This is a genomic window from Leptospiraceae bacterium (genome assembly GCA_016708435.1).
Taxonomy (GTDB): domain Bacteria; phylum Spirochaetota; class Leptospiria; order Leptospirales; family Leptospiraceae; genus UBA2033.
The window spans coordinates 111526-135242 of the sequence record JADJFV010000034.1 but is presented as its reverse complement, the minus strand read 5'-3'; the positions used below and the strand labels follow the sequence as shown (position 1 = coordinate 135242).

The 23717-nt window shown below is 36.2% G+C and carries 21 protein-coding genes, 1 tRNA gene and 5 pseudogenes; 11 read left to right on the top strand and 16 right to left on the bottom strand.

Annotated elements, in window-relative coordinates; genetic code table 11:
• The first annotated feature begins 62 nt into the window (after positions 1-62).
• From IPH52_23390 to IPH52_23340, 11 genes are all read left to right on the top strand, one after another.
• Entirely contained in the window at positions 63-905 is an 843-nt protein-coding gene (locus IPH52_23390) for a glycosyltransferase family 2 protein (protein ID MBK7057938.1), read from the top strand.
• Complete coding sequence (locus IPH52_23385; GenBank protein ID MBK7057937.1) at positions 895-1659, top strand: hypothetical protein; 765 nt, start codon at positions 895-897, stop codon at positions 1657-1659. The genes IPH52_23390 and IPH52_23385 overlap by 11 nt, the downstream gene beginning before the upstream one ends.
• Entirely contained in the window at positions 1656-2414 is a 759-nt protein-coding gene (locus IPH52_23380) for an ABC transporter ATP-binding protein (GenBank protein ID MBK7057936.1), read from the top strand. Before IPH52_23385 ends, IPH52_23380 begins: the two co-directional genes overlap by 4 nt.
• A gap of 27 nt (positions 2415-2441) precedes the next feature.
• Complete coding sequence (locus tag IPH52_23375; protein MBK7057935.1) at positions 2442-3986, top strand: FHA domain-containing protein; 1545 nt, start codon at positions 2442-2444, stop codon at positions 3984-3986.
• Positions 3987-4532 (top strand): SET domain-containing protein, encoded by a 546-nt coding sequence (locus tag IPH52_23370; GenBank protein MBK7057934.1) that lies wholly within the window; start codon positions 3987-3989, stop codon positions 4530-4532.
• On the top strand, positions 4522-5136 hold the full coding sequence (locus IPH52_23365; protein ID MBK7057933.1) for a CDP-alcohol phosphatidyltransferase family protein: 615 nt from the start codon (positions 4522-4524) through the stop codon (positions 5134-5136). Before IPH52_23370 ends, IPH52_23365 begins: the two co-directional genes overlap by 11 nt.
• A gap of 28 nt (positions 5137-5164) precedes the next feature.
• Positions 5165-7117, top strand: a complete 1953-nt coding sequence (locus IPH52_23360; protein MBK7057932.1) for an ankyrin repeat domain-containing protein — start codon at positions 5165-5167, stop codon at positions 7115-7117.
• A gap of 89 nt (positions 7118-7206) precedes the next feature.
• On the top strand, positions 7207-8346 hold the full coding sequence (locus IPH52_23355; protein ID MBK7057931.1) for a DUF2157 domain-containing protein: 1140 nt from the start codon (positions 7207-7209) through the stop codon (positions 8344-8346).
• The gene (locus IPH52_23350) at positions 8343-8831 is read left to right on the top strand and encodes a GDYXXLXY domain-containing protein (protein ID MBK7057930.1); all 489 of its coding nucleotides are present in this window, start codon (positions 8343-8345) and stop codon (positions 8829-8831) included. The genes IPH52_23355 and IPH52_23350 overlap by 4 nt, the downstream gene beginning before the upstream one ends.
• A 226-nt stretch (positions 8832-9057) precedes the next feature.
• On the top strand, positions 9058-11067 hold the full coding sequence (locus IPH52_23345; protein MBK7057929.1) for an FAD-dependent oxidoreductase: 2010 nt from the start codon (positions 9058-9060) through the stop codon (positions 11065-11067).
• 185 nt (positions 11068-11252) lie between these two features.
• Positions 11253-11334: transfer RNA gene (locus IPH52_23340), tRNA-Leu, on the top strand.
• Between the two features lie 11 nt (positions 11335-11345).
• On the opposite strand, the gene IPH52_23335 is transcribed toward IPH52_23340, so the two are convergent.
• From IPH52_23335 to IPH52_23260, 16 genes and pseudogenes are all read right to left on the bottom strand, one after another.
• Positions 11346-12944, bottom strand: coding sequence for a hypothetical protein (locus IPH52_23335; GenBank protein MBK7057928.1), 1599 nt, complete (start codon positions 12942-12944; stop codon positions 11346-11348).
• Between the two features lie 58 nt (positions 12945-13002).
• Positions 13003-13566, bottom strand: a complete 564-nt coding sequence (locus IPH52_23330; protein MBK7057927.1) for a hypothetical protein — start codon at positions 13564-13566, stop codon at positions 13003-13005.
• A gap of 19 nt (positions 13567-13585) precedes the next feature.
• Complete coding sequence (locus IPH52_23325) at positions 13586-14134, bottom strand: DUF4416 family protein (GenBank protein MBK7057926.1); 549 nt, start codon at positions 14132-14134, stop codon at positions 13586-13588.
• The gene (locus IPH52_23320; GenBank protein ID MBK7057925.1) at positions 14131-15207 is read right to left on the bottom strand and encodes a chemotaxis response regulator protein-glutamate methylesterase; all 1077 of its coding nucleotides are present in this window, start codon (positions 15205-15207) and stop codon (positions 14131-14133) included. The genes IPH52_23325 and IPH52_23320 overlap by 4 nt, the downstream gene beginning before the upstream one ends.
• Positions 15208-15702: a chemotaxis protein CheD gene (locus IPH52_23315; protein MBK7057924.1), complete on the bottom strand. Its 495-nt coding sequence runs from the start codon at positions 15700-15702 to the stop codon at positions 15208-15210. It abuts the gene before it with no gap.
• The gene (locus tag IPH52_23310) at positions 15699-16505 is read right to left on the bottom strand and encodes a protein-glutamate O-methyltransferase CheR (GenBank protein ID MBK7057923.1); all 807 of its coding nucleotides are present in this window, start codon (positions 16503-16505) and stop codon (positions 15699-15701) included. Before IPH52_23310 ends, IPH52_23315 begins: the two co-directional genes overlap by 4 nt.
• 11 nt (positions 16506-16516) lie before the next feature.
• The gene (locus IPH52_23305; protein ID MBK7057922.1) at positions 16517-16999 is read right to left on the bottom strand and encodes a purine-binding chemotaxis protein CheW; all 483 of its coding nucleotides are present in this window, start codon (positions 16997-16999) and stop codon (positions 16517-16519) included.
• Positions 17000-17104: 105 nt separating this feature from the next.
• On the bottom strand, positions 17105-17869 hold the full coding sequence (locus tag IPH52_23300) for a hypothetical protein (GenBank protein MBK7057921.1): 765 nt from the start codon (positions 17867-17869) through the stop codon (positions 17105-17107).
• 26 nt (positions 17870-17895) lie between these two features.
• A complete protein-coding gene (locus tag IPH52_23295) occupies positions 17896-18441 on the bottom strand; it encodes a PAS domain-containing protein (GenBank protein ID MBK7057920.1) in 546 nt (181 codons plus the stop codon).
• 7 nt (positions 18442-18448) lie between these two features.
• On the bottom strand, positions 18449-19708 hold the full coding sequence (locus tag IPH52_23290) for a PAS domain-containing protein (GenBank protein MBK7057919.1): 1260 nt from the start codon (positions 19706-19708) through the stop codon (positions 18449-18451).
• A complete protein-coding gene (locus IPH52_23285; protein ID MBK7057918.1) occupies positions 19709-19882 on the bottom strand; it encodes a hypothetical protein in 174 nt (57 codons plus the stop codon).
• A 100-nt stretch (positions 19883-19982) separates the two neighbouring features.
• A pseudogene (locus IPH52_23280) lies at positions 19983-20463 on the bottom strand (purine-binding chemotaxis protein CheW).
• 23 nt (positions 20464-20486) lie between these two features.
• A pseudogene (locus IPH52_23275) lies at positions 20487-22164 on the bottom strand (PAS domain-containing protein).
• Positions 22165-22230: 66 nt separating this feature from the next.
• A pseudogene (locus tag IPH52_23270) lies at positions 22231-22530 on the bottom strand (PAS domain-containing protein).
• Positions 22531-22599: 69 nt separating this feature from the next.
• Positions 22600-23031 (bottom strand): annotated as a pseudogene (locus tag IPH52_23265) (PAS domain-containing protein).
• Between the two features lie 144 nt (positions 23032-23175).
• Positions 23176-23712 (bottom strand): annotated as a pseudogene (locus IPH52_23260) (MCP four helix bundle domain-containing protein).
• Positions 23713-23717: the final 5 nt, after the last annotated feature.

Genomic DNA, 23717 nt, shown 5'->3' with positions numbered 1-23717 from the left:
GGAAAACTTATAATGAAGAGGTTTAAAAAAATGACCGACAATCTATCTGAGTTCATAAACGTATAAATACAGGTATTTTCTCTTTGGATAAGAATGAAAACAAAAAAATAAACTTTTCAGTTGCAATCATAACGTTCAACGAAGAAGCCAATATTCGGGATTGTATTGAATCTGTTCACAATTTCGCAGATGAAATTGTCCTTTTAGATTCAATGAGCACCGATAAAACTATAGAAATTGCCAAAGCCTATTCAAAGGTAAAATTTTTTTCCCAGAAGTTTAAAGGTCATATTGAGCAAAAAAATGATGCGATTTCTTTGTGTGCGGGTAATTGGATTTTATCGCTCGATGCAGATGAAAGAGCCACACCTGAACTAATGAAAAGTATCGAGCAAGTTCTACAAAATCCTACTGACTCTAATGGCTATAAGATATCTCGCTTAACGTTTCATATGGGTCGATTCATACGTCATTCGGGCTGGTATCCACTCTATCGCTATCGTTTCTTTAAAAAGGAACATGCTCATTGGACAGGCGAAAATCCTCATGATTACATTGACATTGAAGGAAAAGGCGAAAAGCTGAAAGGAGATATTATCCATTATAGTTTCAAAGATTTATCCCATCAAGTCGATACAATCAATAAATTTTCTTCTATTGTTGCATTCACTCGATTTAAAAAAGGAAACTCGTTTTCAATTATCCGCTCTATTTTAAAACCCTGGAGTAAGTTTATTGAAATTTATTTTTTTAAATTAGGATTCTTAGATGGATACCCGGGATTTGTAATTGCTGTATCCTCAGCCTACTCTACCTTTTTAAAAACGGCAAAGATGTTTGAACTCAAAAATAAAACTTTGGATAGACCTTCCAACGTTAGACCGGATTACGGAAATGAAGCTTAAAAATATTTTTAAGAAATTTTTTCCCAAAAGACCGACTGCGGAAGATCTAGATAAGCCGCGCCGTCCTCCCAAACGCCCGAAAGGAATGGAAAGAGAGCTGGAAGATTTGAAAATAAAGCTCACCGATTTTTTGATTACTTTAAAAGTCAATTCAGGTCTCGTTGTGAAAAGAACCATGTATTCATTGACTAAAAATGGACATGGGCTTTATAGATTAGAAGGCACAGAAAAAAATGGAAGAGCTTACTCAATCATCGTAAGCACTTCGAATCATTTACAAATCAACGCAGATGGAAAAGTGACCGGACTCATTCAAGTTACAGAAGCAGAATTGAATCGAGTCATTCAAAATGAATTTTCCAGTCTTAAAGGAATTTTAGATAGATTCAAAAATTTAAACCTAAATGACAAAGCATTAGAAATCCTAGACGAAAAAAATAAATTCAATTGGAAAGAGATAATCCTCTGGAATAGATATTGGAAAGAGATGCTATTCTTACATATGAGTGTAAATCATATAGCGGTTTTGATGATTAGCCTCGGTGATAGTTTTAAAAATATTTTTCTAGATGTCGCGACGAAAAAACAGAAGCAAATTGTATCGGATGAATTATTTTATTTGAATCAAGGTGTCAATTCGGAGGACATGAATCCAAATTCAAAAAACCTCAACCTGATGAATTTCGATACTGCAATGGATGAATTCAAGAAAAGCATTCTAAAGATAAAAAAGAAAATGGAAAGTGAAGCATGAATCTATTGGAAGTGAAGAATCTGAACATTGTAGATAAATCCAGTAGAGAGATTTTAAAAAATTTTAATTTCGAACTCAGAAAAGATTCAATTCATGCAATCATTGGAGAGTCAGGAAGCGGCAAAACGACATTTGCCAATTCAATCTTTCACCTAACGCACCCGGAGCTCTGTCTAAATTTTGATTCTTATTCCATACTGGGAAAGAGCTATTTAGATTATTCCACCAAAGATTGGGAAAACTTACGTGGCAAAAAAATTACTCTCATTCCGCAAAATCCCGGAAAGTCTTTTCATCCCTTTATTTCCATTGGGGCACAGATGAGAGATTATTTTCGTCTCAAATTCCCTACCCTTGCCAACGAAGTCTCTATCTTGGAGATTCTAGAACAATTGCAAATCCGTGATCCTAAAAAGAGCTATCATTCTATTCCCAAAAATCTTTCCGGTGGGGAAAAACAGCGAATTCTAGTGGCGATGGCAATAGCGGTTAAACCTGAAATTGTCATCGCAGATGAGCCTACAACTGCTCTCGATTCAATCAATGAAAAGTTGACTCTAAGCCTACTTCATTCAATGTTGAAAAATAGTGGAATTGGGCTTGTCTTAATCACACATGACATGAGAATCGTTCGCGAACTAGCAGATGACGTAACTGTTCTCAAGTCCGGCGAGCTAATTGAAAAAATCACTTTACTAAATAAAAATATGAATAAATTACAATCTGAATATTCACAAAAACTGGTTTTAAAATAATAGTGAATGGATGAAACGAGGTAAATTTTGAAGTTTATAAGCCTAATTCTTAGCGCTCTTATTTTTCCAATGGCTATTTTCTCGGACTCTAAGGTTCAATTGGAAAAAGTAGATGCAAATAAATATCCTATGGTGCATATCTACATGCAGGAAAATAAGGCAAAGCCTTTGCAAGGAGAAAGTATTCACATCACAGAAACTCGGGAAGGGTTTACTAGGCAAATTCAAACTATTAGCATTTTAAAGTCAAATCAGCTTCGTCCGATTCGTTTGATTCTTTCCATTCAGGCATCGAATGAATTAGATCGTCTCCAATACTCCAAACAGTTAGCCGCTACTTTTGTTCAAAGTCTTAGTAAAGAAGATAAAGTTGGAATTCATATTTATGGAAGAGATACTTATTTTTTAAATCTTAATATGGATAAAGTGGAAGCTCTTGAAAAGATTGACTCCATTTCACAGGGCTCAGGAAATCGAACTAATTTTGCGCTCAATTTTTTATATTCGCAAATGCGAGAAGATGAATTACCAAACCTGCTTTTTGTAATCAGCACTGACAAAGAAGTAGAAGTGGACGAGCCGATTGCAAGTGTAATCAAAAAATCTAAAGCATTAAAATTCCCAATTCATATGCTTGCATTAAGTGAAAAAAAATATCTTAGCCTTGCCGAATACAGCGAAGGCGAATTTTATCCAATAGAAAAAAATACTTCTATTGCGGCGATGCAGTCCCAACTCTATTCTTTTAGAAAAACTCCGCCGATCATAGAATATAAATCCCCTTTTGCGGAAAGTGCAAAGCCGCTTCGTTCAAGCTCCGTTCAAATTTCTCTCAAAGTTGGTGAAAACGATTTTAAGGCTAATTATGATTTAACTCTAATGACTTTTGCAAAATCAAAGTTTTCGAATATTGAATTTTTTTATTCATTTATGTTTATCATATTATTTATATGCATTCTTCTACTCTATGCAGTAAATAAACGAAATAAAGCAAGAGCCTACGCAGAAGAAATGCGACTTAGAGAAGAGGAACTTTTAAAAAATGATCTTTATTACCATGAAAATATTTCTGCGGATACTTTGAGCACTCCTACATTTAAAAAGTATTCAAGTTATGAAGAAAATGAAGAAAGTAAGGAAGATGACTCTGATGATTTATATTCCTACGATGAAGACTCCATTTCCTCTTCTACTGCAACCATTCAAAAACCTGAAAGTTCGTTTCAAGAAAATTCCTATGAGGTATCGCCTGACGTTTTAGAGAAAGGCGAATCCTATGAGAGAGGAATTTTAATTTTAAAAGAAGGACCAAATCCGGGTAGACAGTTTACTATCAATAAGCCAGAGATTACAATTGGTAGCACTGCTTCTAATGATTTAGTTCTTTGGGATTCTTCGTTAAGCCCGATGCATGCAAAAATCAAAAGGGTAAAAAATGTTTTCATAATCTTTGACACTGTTTCTAATTCAGGCGTTTTCTTAAATGGCAAAAAGCTTCTTCGTCCGAAAGCTTTGTTTGATTTTGATGAGATTAGAATTGGAAATAGTCTTCTCCTATTTAGAGGCAAATAAATGGAATACTCAGAAGAAATTTTAAAAACCGTAAAATCAGAAAGCTACGTAAGTCCTAAAGTAGAAAAAAAACACTTAGGAGAGAAAGGCTACGGCTTGGTAGCCCGTGAAACAATTCCGAAAGGAGAGATCGTCAGCATTTCCGGTGGACTGATCCTCACAGAAGAGCAACATGCAAATCTTATAGAAAAAAAAGGATACAAAGATTACAGCTATTATATTGAAAATGGATTTTTGATTTGCCCACTAAACCCCGAAGAGCCAAGCGATGACTGGCGTATGAATCATTGCTGTGAGCCAAATTGTGGAGTGAGAGGACAAATAGTATTTGTCGCTCTAAGAGAAATTGGCATCGGGGAAGAGTTAACTTTTGATTATGCGATGACAGAGACAAATCCAGAGTATTCGGTGGATTTACATTGCGAAAAGAAAACATGTCGAAAGAAATTTTCAGGAAATGACTGGAAAAATCCGGCGCTTCAAGAAAAATACAAAGATCATATGTCACTCTATATACAAAGTAAAATCAAGAATAATGAAAAATGAAATCTTAAAAGATAAAGTTTTTACAATTTCAAATTTTATATCAATTTCTAGAGCCTTGCTCCTACCATTTTTTGTTCAATATGCATCAGAATTCAAAGAAGATACGAGCATTCTAAAATACTACTACGTTTTAGTCTTCATTTGCTTTTTAGTCGTGTTAAGTGATTATCTCGACGGCTTGGTTGCAAGACTTTTAAACGAAGAAACAATTCTAGGTAGATACCTAGATCCTGTATCCGATAAAATCGTAACCATTGGTGGACTGTCTACTATAACGGCTTACTTTCAGTTTCCGCTCTGGATTCTAATTCTATATATGGTTCGAGAAATCATTGGAGTATGGCTTGGACTTTTTTTATACTTCAAGCGTGGAATACAGGGAAAACCCAATGCTTGGGGTAAATGGCAAGTAGCCCTTGTAGCAGTTTGCGTTATTCACTACCTAAGCCTTCCCCTTTTAGTAAATCATTTTCCTGATTTGATTATATCAACCTTTCCGGAAATCTCCGGTTACTTATTAATAGCCGTTGTTTTCTTTGGCTCGATAAAATACATTTCAGATTATTGGGAATTTATTTCGAATAAATGCATTAGACTAAAATAAAAAATATTGATCACGGAGATATATACGAATGTCATCAGATATCCAATCCAATGATTTATTCAATGCTGCTAAAAGTCAATTGCCTAAATGGGCAGAGACATTATTGAAAGAAGAAGGATTTGATCCAAATGCGAAAGATGAGAAAGGAAACACTCCTTTATTTTATGCAGCCGACGTTGGTGATATACAAGCAATCGGCTATTCTCTTTCTCCTAACGCACTAGATACTGTGCGTGTTTTAATAGAAAACGGTGCAAATCCTGATATTACCAATGATTATGGAGAAACCGTTTTAGAAATTGCTCGATCCCTGGTTACAGCAGGCGGAGAGTATAATACATGGTTGACGCTTGCTTCCATTCTTTACGGAAATAATACTCCTCTTTTTAAAGTGATGGTAGCAAAAGTCGAAAAAGAATTCGATCCAAATCGCATTTTTAAAGATAAAGTCCCAAAAGGAGAATTCCCTACTTTCCCGAACGAGAAAAATACATCTAATACTCAAAAGGAAAATACGAAGAATGCGCTAGAGAAAGAAAGTCTACTAGTGTCAGCTATCATAGGTTTTTGTTTTTTACTTAGTCCTTTAATAACTCTATATTTTACTTGGTCTGATTTATTTGGTCTTAGCTCTGAATGGCTTTGGATTGATAATTCAATCGTTGGGATTACTTTACTTCTTTGCGCTTCGACTATCGCAATAATCCTAAAAGAAAAAAAATATCACAGGCTAATCTTATTTTTCCTCCCGTCTTTTCTTGCTTGCATTGTCTACTTTGCACTTATAATAGCCTTTTTCCAACCCGAAGTCCGTTACAAAGTTAAGAAAAACTTTTATATGAAAAGTGCATTTCAAAGCCAGGTAAAAAATCCTTGGGTGCAAAATGGATTTTATGAGGATTTTTTTCATGATAAATCAGGACTCCTTATGCGTAAAGACGAGGAACTGACTATTCAATTAGCTCTTGGCTTAAAGCCAAATGAGCAAAGGTCAGAAATAGGAAAAGGCTTTGGAGCAGAGACTTACGCAAAACAAGGGTTTACTGTCTACGTCTCCTACCGAGAAATGGGTCTTAGCCCAAAGGAAATTTTTGATCGCCCGGAGGCGATTTGGCTTTTGTATGCACTCGCACTAGCAGAGTCCAATCCAGATTTGCTTGAAATAACGAAAATACCAGAAGAATTTTTAGTGAAGTATATTTCATTTAGCCCGAATAAACGTTTTCCTCTCGGAATTCTAGATGATACGAAAATGAATTTTTTTTATGATTTAATAGTAAGAAACATATCGAACGCATCGCAAACAGAGACAGAACTTGCAATATTTATTCTAACCCAGATTCCAGTTGATCTAAATGATGATTCTTTCGAATCAATTTTAGAGCATTGGATCGGTTATAAAATAGCCTACGAAAAAGAGATACGCTATCTTATGAATCTAAGAAAAGAGCTTCGAAAGATATTTTTTAAAACGGCTAATGGAAATAAGCTGATAAAAGTAAATATAGATAACTCCTCAGGCGAACAATCCAATTTCCATTTAGTCAAACCATTTCTAATTAGCACTGGGTTTTCGATTGAAAGCGGAGAAGATATTAACCTTGCATTTTTTTTAGAGAGTGAATTTCTAAAAGACAAAAAAGTCTATAGGACAAAGCCAATTCAGAAAAATAGAACAGTCAGCCGAACAGTCAGTAATTATGGTTCACCCATCAATTACCGAACGGAAACAAAAACAGAGACTTACACCGAATACGTCTCTGATGGATTTGATATCATTCCAATGTATGTATACAGTTACGCTTTTCCAGGCATTCTTCCTGCCGAAGAAACAGTAAAACTCTGCGGAATACTCGCCGACTGTTATTTGAATTCGGAGAAAAAAACAACTCTTCCCCTTGAAAATTATTTAAGAGGGGAAACTTGGATTTATGCGCTTCCTAAAAATTTAGTTTGTAAAACAGGGTGTGATGGACGATGAGCTTTGGCATTCAACGGAAATTCTAGCTTATTTTCTAATCAAAGGGAAATTAGATTGAATTATATTATACAGAAATAGGATAAGCAGTGATGAATAAAATATTAAAAAAACTTATGTTATGGAAAAATGCCGGACTCATTTCGGAAACTCAGTTTGAATCCATACGGTTGTATGAAGAAGAACATTCTCCTAAGAATCTAGCGGCTTATACTGTTATTACGCTAGGAGCAATTGTAATTTGCCTGGGAATCATTTCGCTTATCGCATCGAATTGGGAAGACCTTGCAGACAGCGTTAAGCTACTGATGGATTTTACCATACTTGGCGGACTATCTTATTCTATTTATCGTTACAAGGATACAGATAAGAAATGGCTATTAGAAACATTGATTGTTTCCTATTTTATTCTGATCCTTGCATCGATTGGTTTAATTTCACAGATTTATAACACCGGTGGAAAATTTTACCAGGCAGCATTGTTTTGGTGCGCGATAACACTTCCAATTGTTTTACACACTACAGGAAGAGCAACTACTCATATTTGGTTCGTGGCAACTATCTTTTCAGTTACATCTTTCTTTATTGAAACAGTCAGTAGCTTTAAGGAAGAAGAAATTCTTCTATCATGGACATACTCCTTATTACCCGCTCTTATGTTAGTAATTTCTTTTCCTTTGCAAGCATCTACAAAAGCAAGTCTACAAGTTTTTGGCTCTACTTCCCTGTTTTGGTCAGTGTTCGGGTTCTTGACGGGAAGCATTTTCTTTTCTTTCTTAGGACTTCTAGACATGAATTCAGCAATTCAATCCAGACAGTTACTACAAGGGATACTCTTCATTAGCCTTCTATTATCAGGTGTCAGTGTTTATTTATCCTATTTACAAAATAAGAAATTAGCCCTACTTTTACTCATCGGCCTTGGAACTTATTTATTTATGTTTTGCGCGCATGTATTCGGATTTCACTCGCAAGCATTGGATGCATTTTTATTCATTGTAATTTGGTTTGTGGCCGGCTTTTTATTTCATATTTTGGAATCGAGACGATTATTTGAATTTGCGATTGTGTCTATTGGAATTCGCTTCCTTGTCGCCTACTTTCAATTATTCACTAGTCTTATCTTCACTGCCTTTGGACTCATTTTCTCCGGTATACTCATCATTGTAGTCTGTGTTTTCTACATAAAAAACAGAGATAAAATTACTCGCTTCATAGGAGAACTTATATGAATCAGAACAAATTTTTCCTTCCCTCTCTTATTCTACCAATAGCGGCATTAGTTTTATTAACTGTATTCAAAGCTTATTCGCTTCAATCAGGCTTGAGATTTATCCTTCCGATTAGCGGATACGACCCAGTAAACCCCATTTCCGGTCACTATGTTACTTACAGAGTTGATTATGGAAATGATACCTGTCAGGATGATAGTTTCAAGAACGATCAAGAAAGTTGCATATGCTTAAAGCTTGGAGAAGCGGCTAATCATAATTTCGTTCCATCTTGTCAGAAGACTTGGCTCAAAGACTGCGATGCTTTTCTAAAAGGCAAATGCAATTACGGAAGATTCGAAGCTGGGATAGAAGAATATTTTATTCCAGAAGAAAAAGCAGCTTCAATAGACAAAACAGTTCGCAAAGGAAAATCGAAAATTAAAATCTCCGTTACAAAAGATGGAAAAGCAATTGTCGAAGATTTGATCCTAGTGGATGAATAGGATTAGCCACAAAAAAGAATATTTTTAAAGCATTCAATATAAGCATCAAAAAAGAAGATTGAGGATCGCAGTTTATACATTGCGTTTCTCAATCTTTTTTTTTGGATAAATCAAAAGAAATCTTTTTAAGCATAATATTTGGAAATGACTTGCCATAATTCTTTGCTTACCGAAAACTTAATAGTATCACGTTATTTTATATTCATCTATAAGAAAGGAAATGCAAATGGAATTTAAAGAAATCTTTGAACCAATTAAAATCAACAAAACAACACTACCAAATAGAATCATTATGGGATCAATGCATTTAGGTCTAGAAGGCTTACCCGAAACAGCCGAGCGAATGATTGCCTTCTACGGCAGACGCTTCGATGGCGGAGTGGGAATGATAACCACTGGAGGAATTTCAGTCAATCATGCGGGCAAAGGAAATAATATTTTCTTCAACTTTGAAAAAGAAGAAGACTGCAAGGAATTAGAAAAAGTAAACCAGGGCTTAAAAGGCAAAGGTATATTATGCGCTCAATTATTTCATGCAGGACGTTATGCCTATCACAGAGAATTGGTTGCTCCATCTGCTATTCGTGCACCTATCAATCGATTTGTTCCTCACGCTCTTACTGAAGACGAAGCATGGAAAACAATTGAAGACTTCGGCAAATCGGCATTACGCGCTAAACAAGTAGGATTTGGCGCTGTAGAAATCATGGGAAGCGAAGGTTATTTAATAAACCAATTTTTTTCGCCTGTAACCAATCAAAGAGAAGATTTCTTTGGCGGAAATTCAGAAAAAAGAATGAACTTTGGAATCGAAGCTTTGAAAAAAGTAAGAGAAATGGTAGGTCCTGATTATCCGATCGTTTATAGAATGTCCGGCATTGATTTAATTCCTGGAAATCCAACTCTCGAAGAAGTATTGATCATGGCAAAGCTACTTAGGGATAACGGAGCGAATGCGCTCAACATAGGAATCGGTTGGCATGAATCTAGAATACCAACAATCAGTATGTTAGTTCCCCGTGGAGCCTGGGCAAAGATTGCAAAGAAAATTAAAGATGCAACTCCGGGTGTTCCTATCATTGCATCTAATCGAGTTAATATTCCAGAAACGATTGTTCGAATTTTAAAAGATGGAGAAGCGGATATTGTCAGTATGGCGCGACCAATGCTTGCTGATCCTGCATTCGTAAATAAAATAAAAGCAGGAAATTCTGAGAGAGTAAATACTTGTATAGCCTGCAACCAAGCCTGCCTGGATCATACCTTTAAGGAGCTAATGGTGTCTTGCCTCGTAAATCCTGAGGCAAACAGAGAATTAGAATTTTCCCAAATGCCTAAAGGTAAGAAAAGCAAAGTAGTTATCATTGGTTCGGGTCCCGGCGGAATGGAAGCAGCCCGCCTTTCTGCGACACTCGGACATGAAGTAACGTTATACGAAAGATCAAATAAGCTCGGTGGACAACTCAATATGGCAGCGAGTATTCCAGGGAAGTTTGAATTTAAAGAAACAATTCGTTATTTCGAGCATGAGCTAAAATACCTTGGGGTTAATATCCAGTTAAACTCGGAATGCAGTCTAGAAATGCTTGAAAAATTAAATCCTGATGCAGTTGTATTTGCAACCGGTGTTCGCCCCCGCGGTTTTAATATCCCCGGTTTAGAAAAAAAGAAAGTGGGAAGCTATGTGGATTATTTAAACGGAAAATTTATTCCAGGAGAAAAAATCGCCATCATCGGTGGTGGAGGAATCGGGTGTGACTCGGCTCACAAACTTCTCGAAGACCACGATCCGACGATCGATGAATACTTTGCAAAATACAATGTTGCCTCGTTTACGGATGTAAAAATTCAACCACATTCCGCAAAGCGCAAAATCTCCATTTTGCGCAGGTCAGGCAAAGTTGGGGCAGGACTTGGAACTACTACGGGTTGGGCGCTTTTACAGGAATTACAATCAACTGGAGTTGAGTTCTATACATCCCTCAGCTACAAAGAAGTTAGAGAAGAAGGACTTGTCATAGACTTGAAATCGTCCGGAGAAAAAATTATCGAATGCGATACAATTCTAGTTTGTGCGGGTCAAGATAAGGAAGATTCATTAGCAAATTCTTACAAAGAGAAGCACCCAGAAAAACAAGTTTTCGTAATCGGTGGTGCGAAGGAGACTTCAGGATTAGACGCTAAGCGTGCTATCCTAGAAGGAAACATTGCAGCAAGAGAAATTGGTAAGCTTTAGAGATAATAAATATTTCTTCGGAAATTGGAAAATTTGCAAGAAAGGCTCAGCTTGAAAGTATATGGCTTTGTCTTACAATTAGAGAAATCCGATTTGAGTTGAAAGAATTTTTTATTTCAGTATTTAATTGAAAGCTAAAATTCTTTACAAAAATTATGAGCGAATAATCCTGACTTTATCTACACGCTCGGATGGTGGAATTGGTAGACACGCAAGCTTGAGGTGCTTGTGCCGCAAGGTGTGGGGGTTCAAGTCCCCCTTCGAGCAAAAAATCGAGTCTAAAACTCAAATCCTTTCTGATAAATGTAAATTTCTTTCCCTTCACATTGCTCTATTATTTTTTGGCTTTCAATTTTTTTTTGAATCCTTGCAGTATCGAGTCTCTCAGGGATTACAAAATTGTAGAAAATTGCTTTCCCTTCCTTGTCTTTGTTATACCAATCGCGATTATGAATCCAACTATATTTTTCAAAATCGACAAAGACTTGATTTACTATTAGCCCCTTGTGCGACAAATATCGAATATGCTTTGCATTCCAGTAATCAGAAATTCCACTTCGTAAATTATATTTTGTCTTTAGAGAATCAAGACAAGAAACAAAAGGAGGATAAGGATTGTTATACTCTATTTTTATAGATTCCTTTTGAAAAAGAAAGAACCAAGTTATACAAATTAAAAGGAAGCTTATTATATAGCTAAAACCGAGGAACCTGGTTTGATCTATTCCTTCTAAAAAGTATAAATGTTTGTCCCCCCTTACTGCGCTTAAACCTTGGTTTGTTAAAATTCTATTCCGATAATTCCATGTGTAATAAAAAATTGAGAAGTATGGAAAAAAAAACAAAGCCCATAAATATCTAAATCCTCCCCATACTCCGAAGAACATTTGAGATAAAATTGAAAAGAAATAAATCAATAAAACAAATCTAGAAAATAAACGTATATCAATTCTTGATTCAAATTTTTTTATCGAATAATAGATATTTAACCCTAATGATATTAGAAATGTTAGAAATAAAATAAGTTTTTTTGAAAAATAATCATAGAAAAATAGCCGTAATTCCGGCAGAATATGCTTGGTATTTGCAATTGCTTTCATTTGCAAAATATTCTTTTTTAACTCCGCCATGATTGGAATCGAAGGAATTTGAAATATGTCAAAAGCTGATAAAAGTTTTAAAATCAATGAACTAAAAACTAGACTCGTTAGAAAATAGAATAAGCATTTCCAATGGATTTTATTGCTAATTTTTGACTTAAGAGAAAACGAAGCGATTAAAAAAGGAAAGTAAAATGTATACAAGATTTGTTTATCAGAAAGAACTGCAAGTGTAGAAATACTGATAAATAGAAATATTCGAATCCTCGTTCTAGCTTTTAATAAAATTACATACAAAAATAAGCTGAGTAGAATAGAACTCGTATGGTAAGATGGAAATAGAAACAAACCAATATCATCTGGAAAAAAAGCCAGGATAGAAATAAATAGCGTAAAATAATAAATTGCCGCTTTGTAAATACCAATAGTTGAAACATGAGCCTGATTCATTTGAATTAAAGAAACAACTGTATAAATCAAAGACAAAGCAAAAACCAAACCGTATATAAAAAAGGAAAGATATAAATTAGAAGTAAAATAACTTATAAATAAGAAAATAATTATATCGGGGAAAAAATAAGGAGCCGGGGTTAATACCCATAATCTCCAATCATAGAAGCCTTCCCAAAAGTCTTTAACGAGAGAGGGAATATACAATAAATCACTATTTGTGTAAATATAAAGGTTTTGCCAGATTCCGCGATAGATTGATAAGTAAATGCTAACAACGAAAGCAAAGAATATAAAAAATGTAATGAGTTTTTGAATTAACTTCATCTAAAGAGGTTTTCACTTTCAATTTTTAAACTTTAGCTTCTTTCAAGAGAACCGTTCTCTATTCTTTGTATTGTAAATTAACGTTCAATTCTGTGGTAATATCCCCTTTAGCAAGTCCTGATTCAAAAGTGAATTTCAAATTTGCAGGAAAGAGCAACTCGATTTTGGGATAATTCTTTTCCTCTTTGAATAATCTTTGCCTATCCTTGATAACACTTCCCAAATATTGAAAAGAACCAATCCAGTCCTCTCCTATATCAAGACCCTCTACATGTCCACTCGATCCATAAAAACTGTAATTAGCTTTATAAGTCTTGTGCAAAATTTCTTTTTCAGTGAGAGTAAATTTTCTATTGAAGCGAACTATAAATCCAGGTGTTTGCCTTGAATGAAAATACATATAATTACTAAGAGCTTCCCAACTTTCAAATTTTTTTGCTCGGTCAATCGCAATATTATAAGTATGTGCATTACTTATTTTTTCCCGACAAACTCCTTCACTGCTAAAATTCTCGCATAACTCAATGCTTAATACTTTTAATTCAGGAGGCTTACAATAATTTACCGTCAATAATAGAAAAAAAAATTGAATGTTTATAATTGTTCTGATCAGTGCTTTCATTTACGTTAATCTCTCTTGCTTATTGAATTTGTTTTGATTGGTTGAAGTATTCACGTAGGTTTGTAAAATAATAAATCACATCCGTATTCAAAAAAAAGGTTGGCGCAGTATCAGTGCACTGCAATAACCTGCTTTCATATTTATAAACTACCTCTGCAAAAACTCCATGAAATAAATAAATCTTATGAAAATCATCTGTCGTTGATGCAAGTATTGTATTAAAAAGGGTTTGATAACCTGGAATAATTTTAATGGAACTATCTTGCTTTTGAAACGTATTCACAATTTGAATGCATCGTTCTTTTATCTCTGGCAGCTCTTCTCGATTGATTCGTCTCTTGAAGGAGAGGATACGCGTTTTATTCCCCGGTGGATTAAATCCAATTTCCGAAGGTGAAGCCGTCCATCCCGTGAGCGGAATACTCTCAAATAACACATCAGAAAAGTATTTGTTCAAAACTTCTTTTACTTTGTAATAGACATCTTCCAAATTAAAGGAGACGATAGCAAAGCCAACACTTCCATCAGGACGAATTATTTCTTCTTTACGATAAACAGATTTACTCATATTGACCTATACTTCATTATAACACTTGGAATTTCTTCCAGAGAAATTACTTTGTCGACTGCATTTTTTTTAATAGCTTCCTTTGGCATACCGAATACAACGCAAGACTCTTCATTCTGTGCAACTGTAAAAGCTCCTTGCTCATGCATTTCTTTCATACCATTAGCCCCATCGTCACCCATTCCAGTCATAATAATACCCACTGCATTTGCTCCTGCATGTTTTGCAACTGATCTAAAAAGAACATCCACAGAAGGCCTATGACGACTCACTAAAGGACCATCCGAAATGTCTACATAATATTGAGCACCACTTCGCCGCAGAGACATATGCTTATTACCCGGCGCAATGAGTGCAACGCCGTGCATCACTCGGTCTTTATCTACTGCTTCTTTCACTTCTATTTTACTGATTTTGTTTAATCTCTCTGCGAAAGCGGCTGTAAACTTCTCAGGCATATGCTGCACAATAACGATTCCCGGACAATTCACTTCTAACTGAGTAAGGATATATTCCAATGCAATAGTTCCACCCGTAGATGTTCCTATTGCTATTACTTTATCTGTAGTTGTCAACTCTGTGGTTACTATTGATTTAACCTTAACATTATCAAATTCGGCTAATATCGTTTTTCCGCCGGGTTGATAATTTTTAATATTTAATTTCTTTAGATTGGAAACGGAGGCTGCTTTAATGGCGTCAATGAATAAGCGCTTTGAGTCAGATAGAAAATCTTTTAATCCAACGGAAGGCTTTGTAAAAATATCTATCGCTCCGTTTTGAAGAGCTTGCATAAGTGTCGGAGAATTTGCTTGTGTTAATGTAGAGCACATTATAATAGGCGTCGGTCTTTCCTGCATAATTTTTCTCAGGAAAGTGATCCCATCCATTCTAGGCATCTCAACATCAAGTATTATAACATCAGGCCAACCGTTTCGCATTTTCTCAAGTGCAAACAATGGATCAGAGGCTGTAAATAATAATTCTAACTCAGGCTCTGCGTTAATTATTTCTGTAAAAATTTGCCTTACCAGCGCCGAATCATCAATAACCGCAACTCGAATTTTATTCATTCACTCCTCCTGCCTCTTCAACCACACATTTCCACTCCATACATCAAAGTGAATTCTACGAGGTTTATTTCCACCCAAATTCTCCGAGACTAGATTTAATTTGAACTCACTAATTATTCTTCTAGCAAGATCAATGTTCTTATCTCCAACACCCATATCAGGAATGCTTTTCTCTGTAGGCGTAAACATATTTGACCCACCGAATAATTTTACCAGGTATTCAGACGGCTTTGTATTCGTCTTTCGAATTTCTCGCAAAAACATTTGCCATGCTTCATCTCCATATTTTCCATTTAACTTCATATTATTCGCTGCTAAGTCAATGTTTCTCGTCGGTAGCATATAATGACACATACCACCTTGTTTTTTTACAGGATGCCACAGACAAATGGAAATGCAAGAGCCTAATACTGTCCTAATTCGAGTAGAAGAATCGCCCCAAAAAAAATCGCCCGGCATCAAAAATATTTCAAGTATATGCTCCGGTAAATTCATTTTTTCCTATAAATAGTAGGTCGGACCATTGCAAGCTGATCAGTAATTTCCAAAAGGGTTTCTGAGTGACCTATAAATAGATATCCCCCTTGGTATAATGAATCAGATATTTTCCTTATGAGTTTAATTCTCGTTTCCTTATCAAAGTATATCATGACATTTCGTAAAAATATAATGCTAAATTTTCCAAAATTGGGAAATGGCTCATTTAGATTCAGAGGAAGAAATTTAATTCTATCTCGTATCTCATCGGAAATTTTGAAATATCCCGCATTTGCGTTCTTTCCTTTTAGACAGTATTTTTTCAAGTAATCCATTGGAATTTTCTCAGATTTATCAATCGGATAAAGTCCCTTTTGGGATTTTTCTAAAACTCTTGAACTAATATCTGAAGCAAGCAGCTCCCAATTAACACCGCGAATTTTATCTTCTAAAAGCATTGCAATGCTGTAAGGCTCTTCACCAGAAGAACAGGCGGCACTCCAAACTCTAAATGGATTCGGTAAAGAGTCTTGATTTAAAATATGAGATTTCATAAAGTCAAAATGAATTGGCTCTCTAAAAAAACTAGTTTCGTTTGTAGTTAAGAGGTCAATAAAGATTTGCCTCTCAGCATCATTGTGGGGATTACGAAGAATATGCACATATTCTTCGTAAGACCTTAATTCATAGTATCTTAGCCTGGTAACTAATCTATTTCCGACAAGGGGCTTTTTGGCAGCACTCATGCTTAGCCCAGCCAATTGAAAAATTAGATCTTGAAAAAATTTGAAGTCATTGTCTTTTAGAACTGGAATTTCCATAGAGAAAAATGCTAATTAGCCGTGTCTGAGTTGACTTGTTCCTCGATAGCAGATAATTCTGATACGGATAGAACTCTATTCACGTTTAGAAGTATTACGAATTGTGTTTCCAATTTCCCGATTCCTTGAATAAACTCAGTTCGTATCTTAGATCCAAAGCTAGGTGCCGCTTCTATCGCACCTAACGGTATATCAATTACCTCATTCACAGAGTCTACCAATATGCCTATATCTATTGATTCTCCTTCACTTTCTACTTCCAGAATTATAATACACGTCCGCTTTGAAATTATAGTCTTCTCTCTTCCAAATCGAACAGGCAAATCTATTATCGGAACTACATTCCCGCGAAGGTTTATTACTCCCTTCACATAGTCCGGCATCATCGGAATCGTTGTCACGCTCGCATATTCCTTTATCTCTTTGATATGCAATATCCCGATACCGAATACCTCCGCTCCGGATTGAAACGTTAAATATTGACTCTCTTCTATTTCTTTCATTCGGCTTCTATAACCTAAAATTTCTCAAAATCATGATTAGTCTCTACGCGAGGCGTCTTTTTTTGAAATTGAAGTGGCTTATTCGTATTAACCGGTCTACCTGCATTTGGAGTAAATTGTAGATCTTTCTTTTTCATCTGTAACAAAGAAAGTCATGGCAACTCGCAGTGCCTCCGCTTGACCGGTCAATTCTTCTGATGTCGAAGCCAATTCTTCCGACGCTGAGGCATTTTGCTGAGTCACTGAATCTAGTTGTGTTATCGCTTTGTTTATCTGACCTACTCCACTCGCTTGCTCTGAAGAACTCGCTGCTATCTCCTGAACTAAATCCGCTGTCTTATGAATCGATGGTACTATTTCTCCTATCAACTTACCAGCTATTTCTGCTATCTGTACACTCGATGAGGCTAATTCAGATATCTCGTTCGCTGCTATTTGACTTCGCTCCGCTAACTTCCTTACCTCAGAGGCTACTACCGCAAAACCTTTACCATGCTCTCCGGCTCGCGCTGCTTCTATCGCCGCATTTAACGCCAGTAAATTCGTTTGATACGCTATATCTTCTACTATTCCTATCTTCTGCGCTATCTGCTTCATCGCCTTCACAGTCTCTAATACTGATGTTCCACCTTGAACTGCATCCGTCGCAGCCTTCGTCGCTATCGCATTCGTCTGTTTGGCATTATCCGCATTCTGATTTATATTTGCACTCATCTCCTCTAACGACGCACTTGTCTCCTCAACACTGGCTGCCTGCTCACTCGACGACTGACTTAAACTCTGCGCTGTTGAACTCACTTCCTCTGCAGCACTCACTAACGCATCAGTGCTACTTCCTTCCAAAGGTTCCTTCATAGTCATTTGTAATTTTCTCGGTTAAATTACCGTTAGCCAATGCTCCGAATTCGAACCACTTCTTCCAAACCTCTGGAGCTAACTTCCATTAACCGATTCATTCCTTCTGTCAATTGCCTGTAAAAGCCTTCTTTCCCCTCTAAGCTAATTCGTTTCGTAAAGTCACCCTTCACTGCACCATTTACAATCTCATCAATTTCTTTCTGGATTAATAGCTGACCGGTTATATCATTCCATTCTACGACGCTCCCGAGTCTCTCGCCTTTGTCATTGATCACTGGATTCGCGGCTAATGTAAAGGATCTACCACCAATTTGAATCGTTGCATTGTGGGTGGAAGTTATGGAGCCTAAAACTTGTCTCTGATGAGCTGGATTTCTATGAAAGGAATCAATGCTTAGACCAAGTATTTTGCTAGAAGTAAAACCTTGGAACTGTTTTCTAATATCAGATTCGGCTCTTCCAAACATTTCCAAAATAGCTTTATTCATATAAACGATCTTCATGTCTTTGTCTGCCATCATAACGTTAGTTGTAACATTGTCTAAGGCAACACGAATTTGCAAATTCTCGTTCATCGTTTTTCTAAGTCTTTTTGGAAATTAGTTCACTTGTAATATCTTTCCACTCAACTACGCTTCCAAGTCTTTCGCCTTTATCATTGATGACGGGATTTGCGGCTAATGTGAATATTCTACCACCTATATCAATTGTTGCATTATGGCTAGCTGTGAAACTACCAAGAATTTGTTTTTGATGAGCAGGGATTTTATGGAAAATATCAATATTTTTTCCCATAATATTATTTGCGCTAAATCCTGGAAATTGCTTTCGAATATCAGACTCTGCATTTTGAAACATATAAGTAATTGCTTTATTCATATAAACAACATTACGATCATTATCCGCCATCATAACGTTAGTCGTCACATTGTCGAGAGCTACTCGTATCTGAAGATTCTCTTTCATTGCCATTTCCAATTCATGCTTTGCAGCTTTTTCAGAAGTAACATCATACCATTCTACAGAAGTCCCGTATCTGACTCCATGTTCATCAATAATTGGATTTGCAAATAAATTAAAACTTCTTCCACCTATAGTAATGGAAGACTTGAATTCCGAATTGAGGGAAGATAAAATTCCTTTTTGGTGGGCAGGATTTCTATGGTAATTATCAATATTTGAACCCATAATGGTCGAAACACTAAAGCCCGGAAAATCTTTTCTAATGTCTGATTCCGCTATCGAAAACATTTTCTTTATGGACCGATTCATATATGTGACTTTACGATCATTATCCGCCATCATGATATTAGCATTTGTGCATTCTAAAGCAACTTTATACTGAAGATTCTCAATACTTGAAATCTCCATTTTTCTAATAATCCCTCTAACGAAAATCCAACCTACCAATAAAACAAGCACTACACCTAAATTCAGACTAACAAGAAATACCTTCGAAAACTGAATTGCTTCCTTATTCTTTCGTTGATTCTGCTTAGTAACTGTATCAAGCCCTCGCAACAGTTCATCAAACAATTCCATATACAGCTCTAACTTTGGATTCAGATCGTTTGTATACTTTACAGTCGCTTCTTTGATTTGACCACGCTCTACGATCATATCCCTAATTTCAGTGAAGCTTTCTACATAAACTTTCCTTTGCGCGATTACTTTTTCTAGCCTTTCTTTATTCTCAGGATAAACGATCAATTCTTTCAAAGTTTTTAACTTTTGATCTATCGTGATTTTATTCTTGGCTACTCTGTCTGCAATTTGAGCATAACGGCTCTTATCTGTTACGAAAAAAATCTGCGGTAGCAATGGCATTATCCCTTGCTGCATTCATCGCATCTTTAACGAAGCTAATTTTACCAAATCCTCTTCAACAACTCGATTATTCATTTTACCAAGGTCATCGATTTGAAAAAAAACTACACCGGTTATAAATAGCAACAATCCGACAAACGCAATTGTAATTGCAGTGAATTTACTTTCTAATTTCATTCTATTAAACATTTTTAACTCCAATTCTATCCTAAGCTATATCCCGTCTTTTATTTATTTCTACTTACATTTTACAGATAACATCATTTAACCACACTAAGACTATTTCATTTTAAGTTGACACTTCCAAATTGACTTGTTCCTCGATAGCAGATAATTCTGATACGGATAGAACTCTATTCACGTTTAGAAGTATTACGAATTGTGTTTCCAATTTCGATTCCTTGAATAAACTCAGTTCGTATCTTAGATCCAAAGCTAGGTGCCGCTTCTATCGCACCTAACGGTATATCAATTACCTCATTCACAGAGTCTACCAATATGCCTATATCTATTGATTCTCCTTCACTTTCTACTTCCAAGATTATAATACACGTCCGCTTTGAAATTATAGTCTTCTCTCTTCCAAATCGAACAGGCAAATCTATTATCGGAACTACATTCCCGCGAAGGTTTATTACTCCCTTCACATAGTCCGGCATCATCGGAATCGTTGTCACGCTCGCATATTCCTTTATCTCTTTAATATGCAATATCCCGATACCAAATACCTCCGCACCGGATTGAAACGTTAAATATTGACTCTCTTCTATTTCTTTCATTCGGCTTCTATAACCTAAAATTTCTCAAAATCATGATTAGTCTCTTTCTTCATCCGTTGGGAAGAAATTTTCGGAGTGAGGGAAAGCTTTGAATGAGTTAGCTGTGTTTTAGTTTTCACGGGTAATTTCCGTTCGCCGCTAGCTTTCTCTGTTTCTGTCTTAAAGAAAGTCATGGCAACTCGCAGTGCCTCCGCTTGACCGGTCAATTCTTCTGATGTCGAAGCCAATTCTTCCGACGCTGAGGCATTTTGCTGAGTCACTGAATCTAGTTGTGTTATCGCTTTGTTTATCTGACCTACTCCACTCGCTTGCTCTGAAGAACTCGCTGCTATCTCCTGAAACCAAATCCGCTGTCTTATGAATCGATGGGCATTATTTCTCCTATCAACTTACCAGCTATTTCTGCTATCTACACTCGATGAGGCTAATTCAGATATCTCGTTCGCTGCTATTTGACTTCGCTCCGCTAACTTCCTTTACCTCCTTAGAGGCTACTACCGCAAAACCTTTACCATGCTCTCCAGCGCGCTGCTTCTATCGCCGCATTTAACGCCAGTAAATTCGTTGATACGCTATATCTTCTACTATTCCTATCTTCTGCGCTATCTGCTTCATCGCCTTCACAGTCTCTAATACTGATGTTCCACCTTGAACTGCATCCGTCGCAGCCTTCGTCGCTATCGCATTCGTCTGTTTGGCATTATCCGCATTCTGATTTATATTTGCACTCATCTCCTCTAACGACGCACTTGTCTCCTCAACACTGGCTGCCTGCTCACTCGACGACTGACTTAAACTCTGCGCTGTTGAACTCACTTCCTCTGCAGCACTCACTAACGCATCAGTGCTACTTCTTACTTCGTTTATAATATTTTGCAGAGTCTGAAGTGTATTATTGAAAGAATCTTTTAGTTTGCCAAACCCTCCCTCATAGGAGTTGGTAATCTTTTGCGTTAAATTTCCATTCTCTAAAGCTGAAAGAGCTGGTATTAAATCGGCAACAATGCGAGCTGTTTCATTTGCTAAGAGCTTTTGCTCTGTGATAACAGTTGCAAATTTAATCACCTTGAAAGGCTTATTGTTTAAATCGAAAATTGGACTGTATGTTGCCTGTAGCCACACCTCACGACCACCTTTCCCAATTCTCTTATACTCGGCTGCTCTAAATTCACCTCTATTTAAATCTGACCAAAATTGGCGATACTCATCGCTTGCTGCATAAATGGAATCTACAAATAATCTATGATGCTGATCTTTAATTTCGCCTAACGTATAACCCATGCCTCTTAGAAAATTTTCGTTTGCATTAAGGATAGTCCCATCCATTTTGAATTCGATGATTGCTTGCGATTTATTAATGGCGATATTTTGCCCTTCGTATTCGATTGCCTTTTGTTTTTGTTCGGTGATGACGGTTGCGAATTTAATTACTTTAAATGGCTTTCCATTAAAATCTACAATCGGATTGTATGTGGCCTGTAACCACACTTCACGCCCACCTTTTCCAATTCGCCTGTATTCAGCTCTTTGAAATTCACCTCTGTTGAGTGCAGCCCAAAATAAACGGTAATCTTCGCTTGCTGCATACATAGAATCTACAAATAATCTATGATGTTGTCCTTTTATTTCGGCGAAAGTATAGCCCATACCTTGGAGAAAATTGTCATTTGCCGCAAGAATGGTTCCATCCATATTGAATTCTATTATTGCTTGTGCCTTGCTGATTGCATTGATCTGTCCTTCAAACTCAATAGTCTTTCGTTTTTGCTCTGTGACAACTGTTGCAAATTTGATTACTTTAAATGGTTTTCCATTCAAATCTGAAACAGGATTGTATGTAGCATGTAACCACACTTCACGCCCACCCTTTCCAATTCGCTTGTATTCAGCCGTTTGAAATTCACCTCTGTTGAGTGCATCCCAAAATTTTTTATAGTCTTCACTTCGTGCATACTCTGACTCAACAAATATCTGATGATGCTTTCCCTGGATTTCGGCTAATGTATAACCCATTCCTTGCAGAAAATTATCATTTGCCGCAAGAATTGTTCCATCCATTTTGAATTCGATTACTGCTTGCGCTTTGTTGATTGCATTAATCTGTCCTTCAAACTCAACATTCTTTAACTTTTGTGCCGTAACTACAGTTGCAAATTTGATTACTTTGAATGGTTTGCCGCTTGCATCAAGAACAGGATTATAAGTTGCCTGTAGCCATACTTCGCGACCACCTTTTCCAATTCTCTTATACTCTGCTGCTTGAAACTCACCTCGGTTTAAGGCTGCCCAGAAGAGTCTATATCCATCTGTTCTAGAATACTCCGGCTCTACGAAAATCTGATGATGTTGCCCTTGAATTTCGCCTAACGTGTATCCCATTGCAGATAAAAAAATTTCATTTGCACGGATAATAGTTCCATCCATTTTAAATTCGATGATTGCTTGCGATTTACCAATGGCAGCAAAGTTTGAAGATAAATTGTTCATGACGGAAGACAGTTTGCTAAGTTCGTCACGGGAAGAATCATCGAGTCGAATAGAAAAATCTCCTGCATTCATACGCCTTGCAATGGACAGAGAAGAATGGATAATATAGATAATTCCACCTAACAGATAAAATAATAATAAAGATACAAGTAAGCCAATACTAAAATTGTATAGGCTGACTGATTTTTTTTGTTTCTCTAGATCATTAAGGCTTATCTTTGTAGCTTCCTCTTTAGAAGTCTCATTAAGTCGATTTAATTCATCAATCGATTGGTTAAAAATTGTAAGCGCTGATAAAAATCCCTTTGCATAAGCATTATTAGCCTCTGTAAACTTTGAACTAAGAGCCAATTCTTTTAAAAGATTCAGTTGTCGAAGAAAATTTTCGGACTTCTCCTTCATTTTCATTGAAGAGTCTTTAATGTCTTTTTGACTGAAAGTCTTTTCAATCAATTCAATTTGCTTTGCTTGTTTTACTTTATTCAATTCTATTTGCGATGCAATTTGCTTCAAATTTTGATCATCTTGCGGAATCAGCATTTCTGCGGCAAAGATAGTGTTATCCTTAACAATAATTTTTAGATCCTTAATTAAAAAAGTCTTTTGATTATCGTCACTGATAATACGATTCAGAAAAGTTTCAATATCAGTAATTTGATTTTGCAAAGAAATCATAATAGCAAGCATTCCAATCATAGACACGAGCATAACTGAAAACAGCTTTACTTTAATAGATATACTTCTTATTAACATTCAAA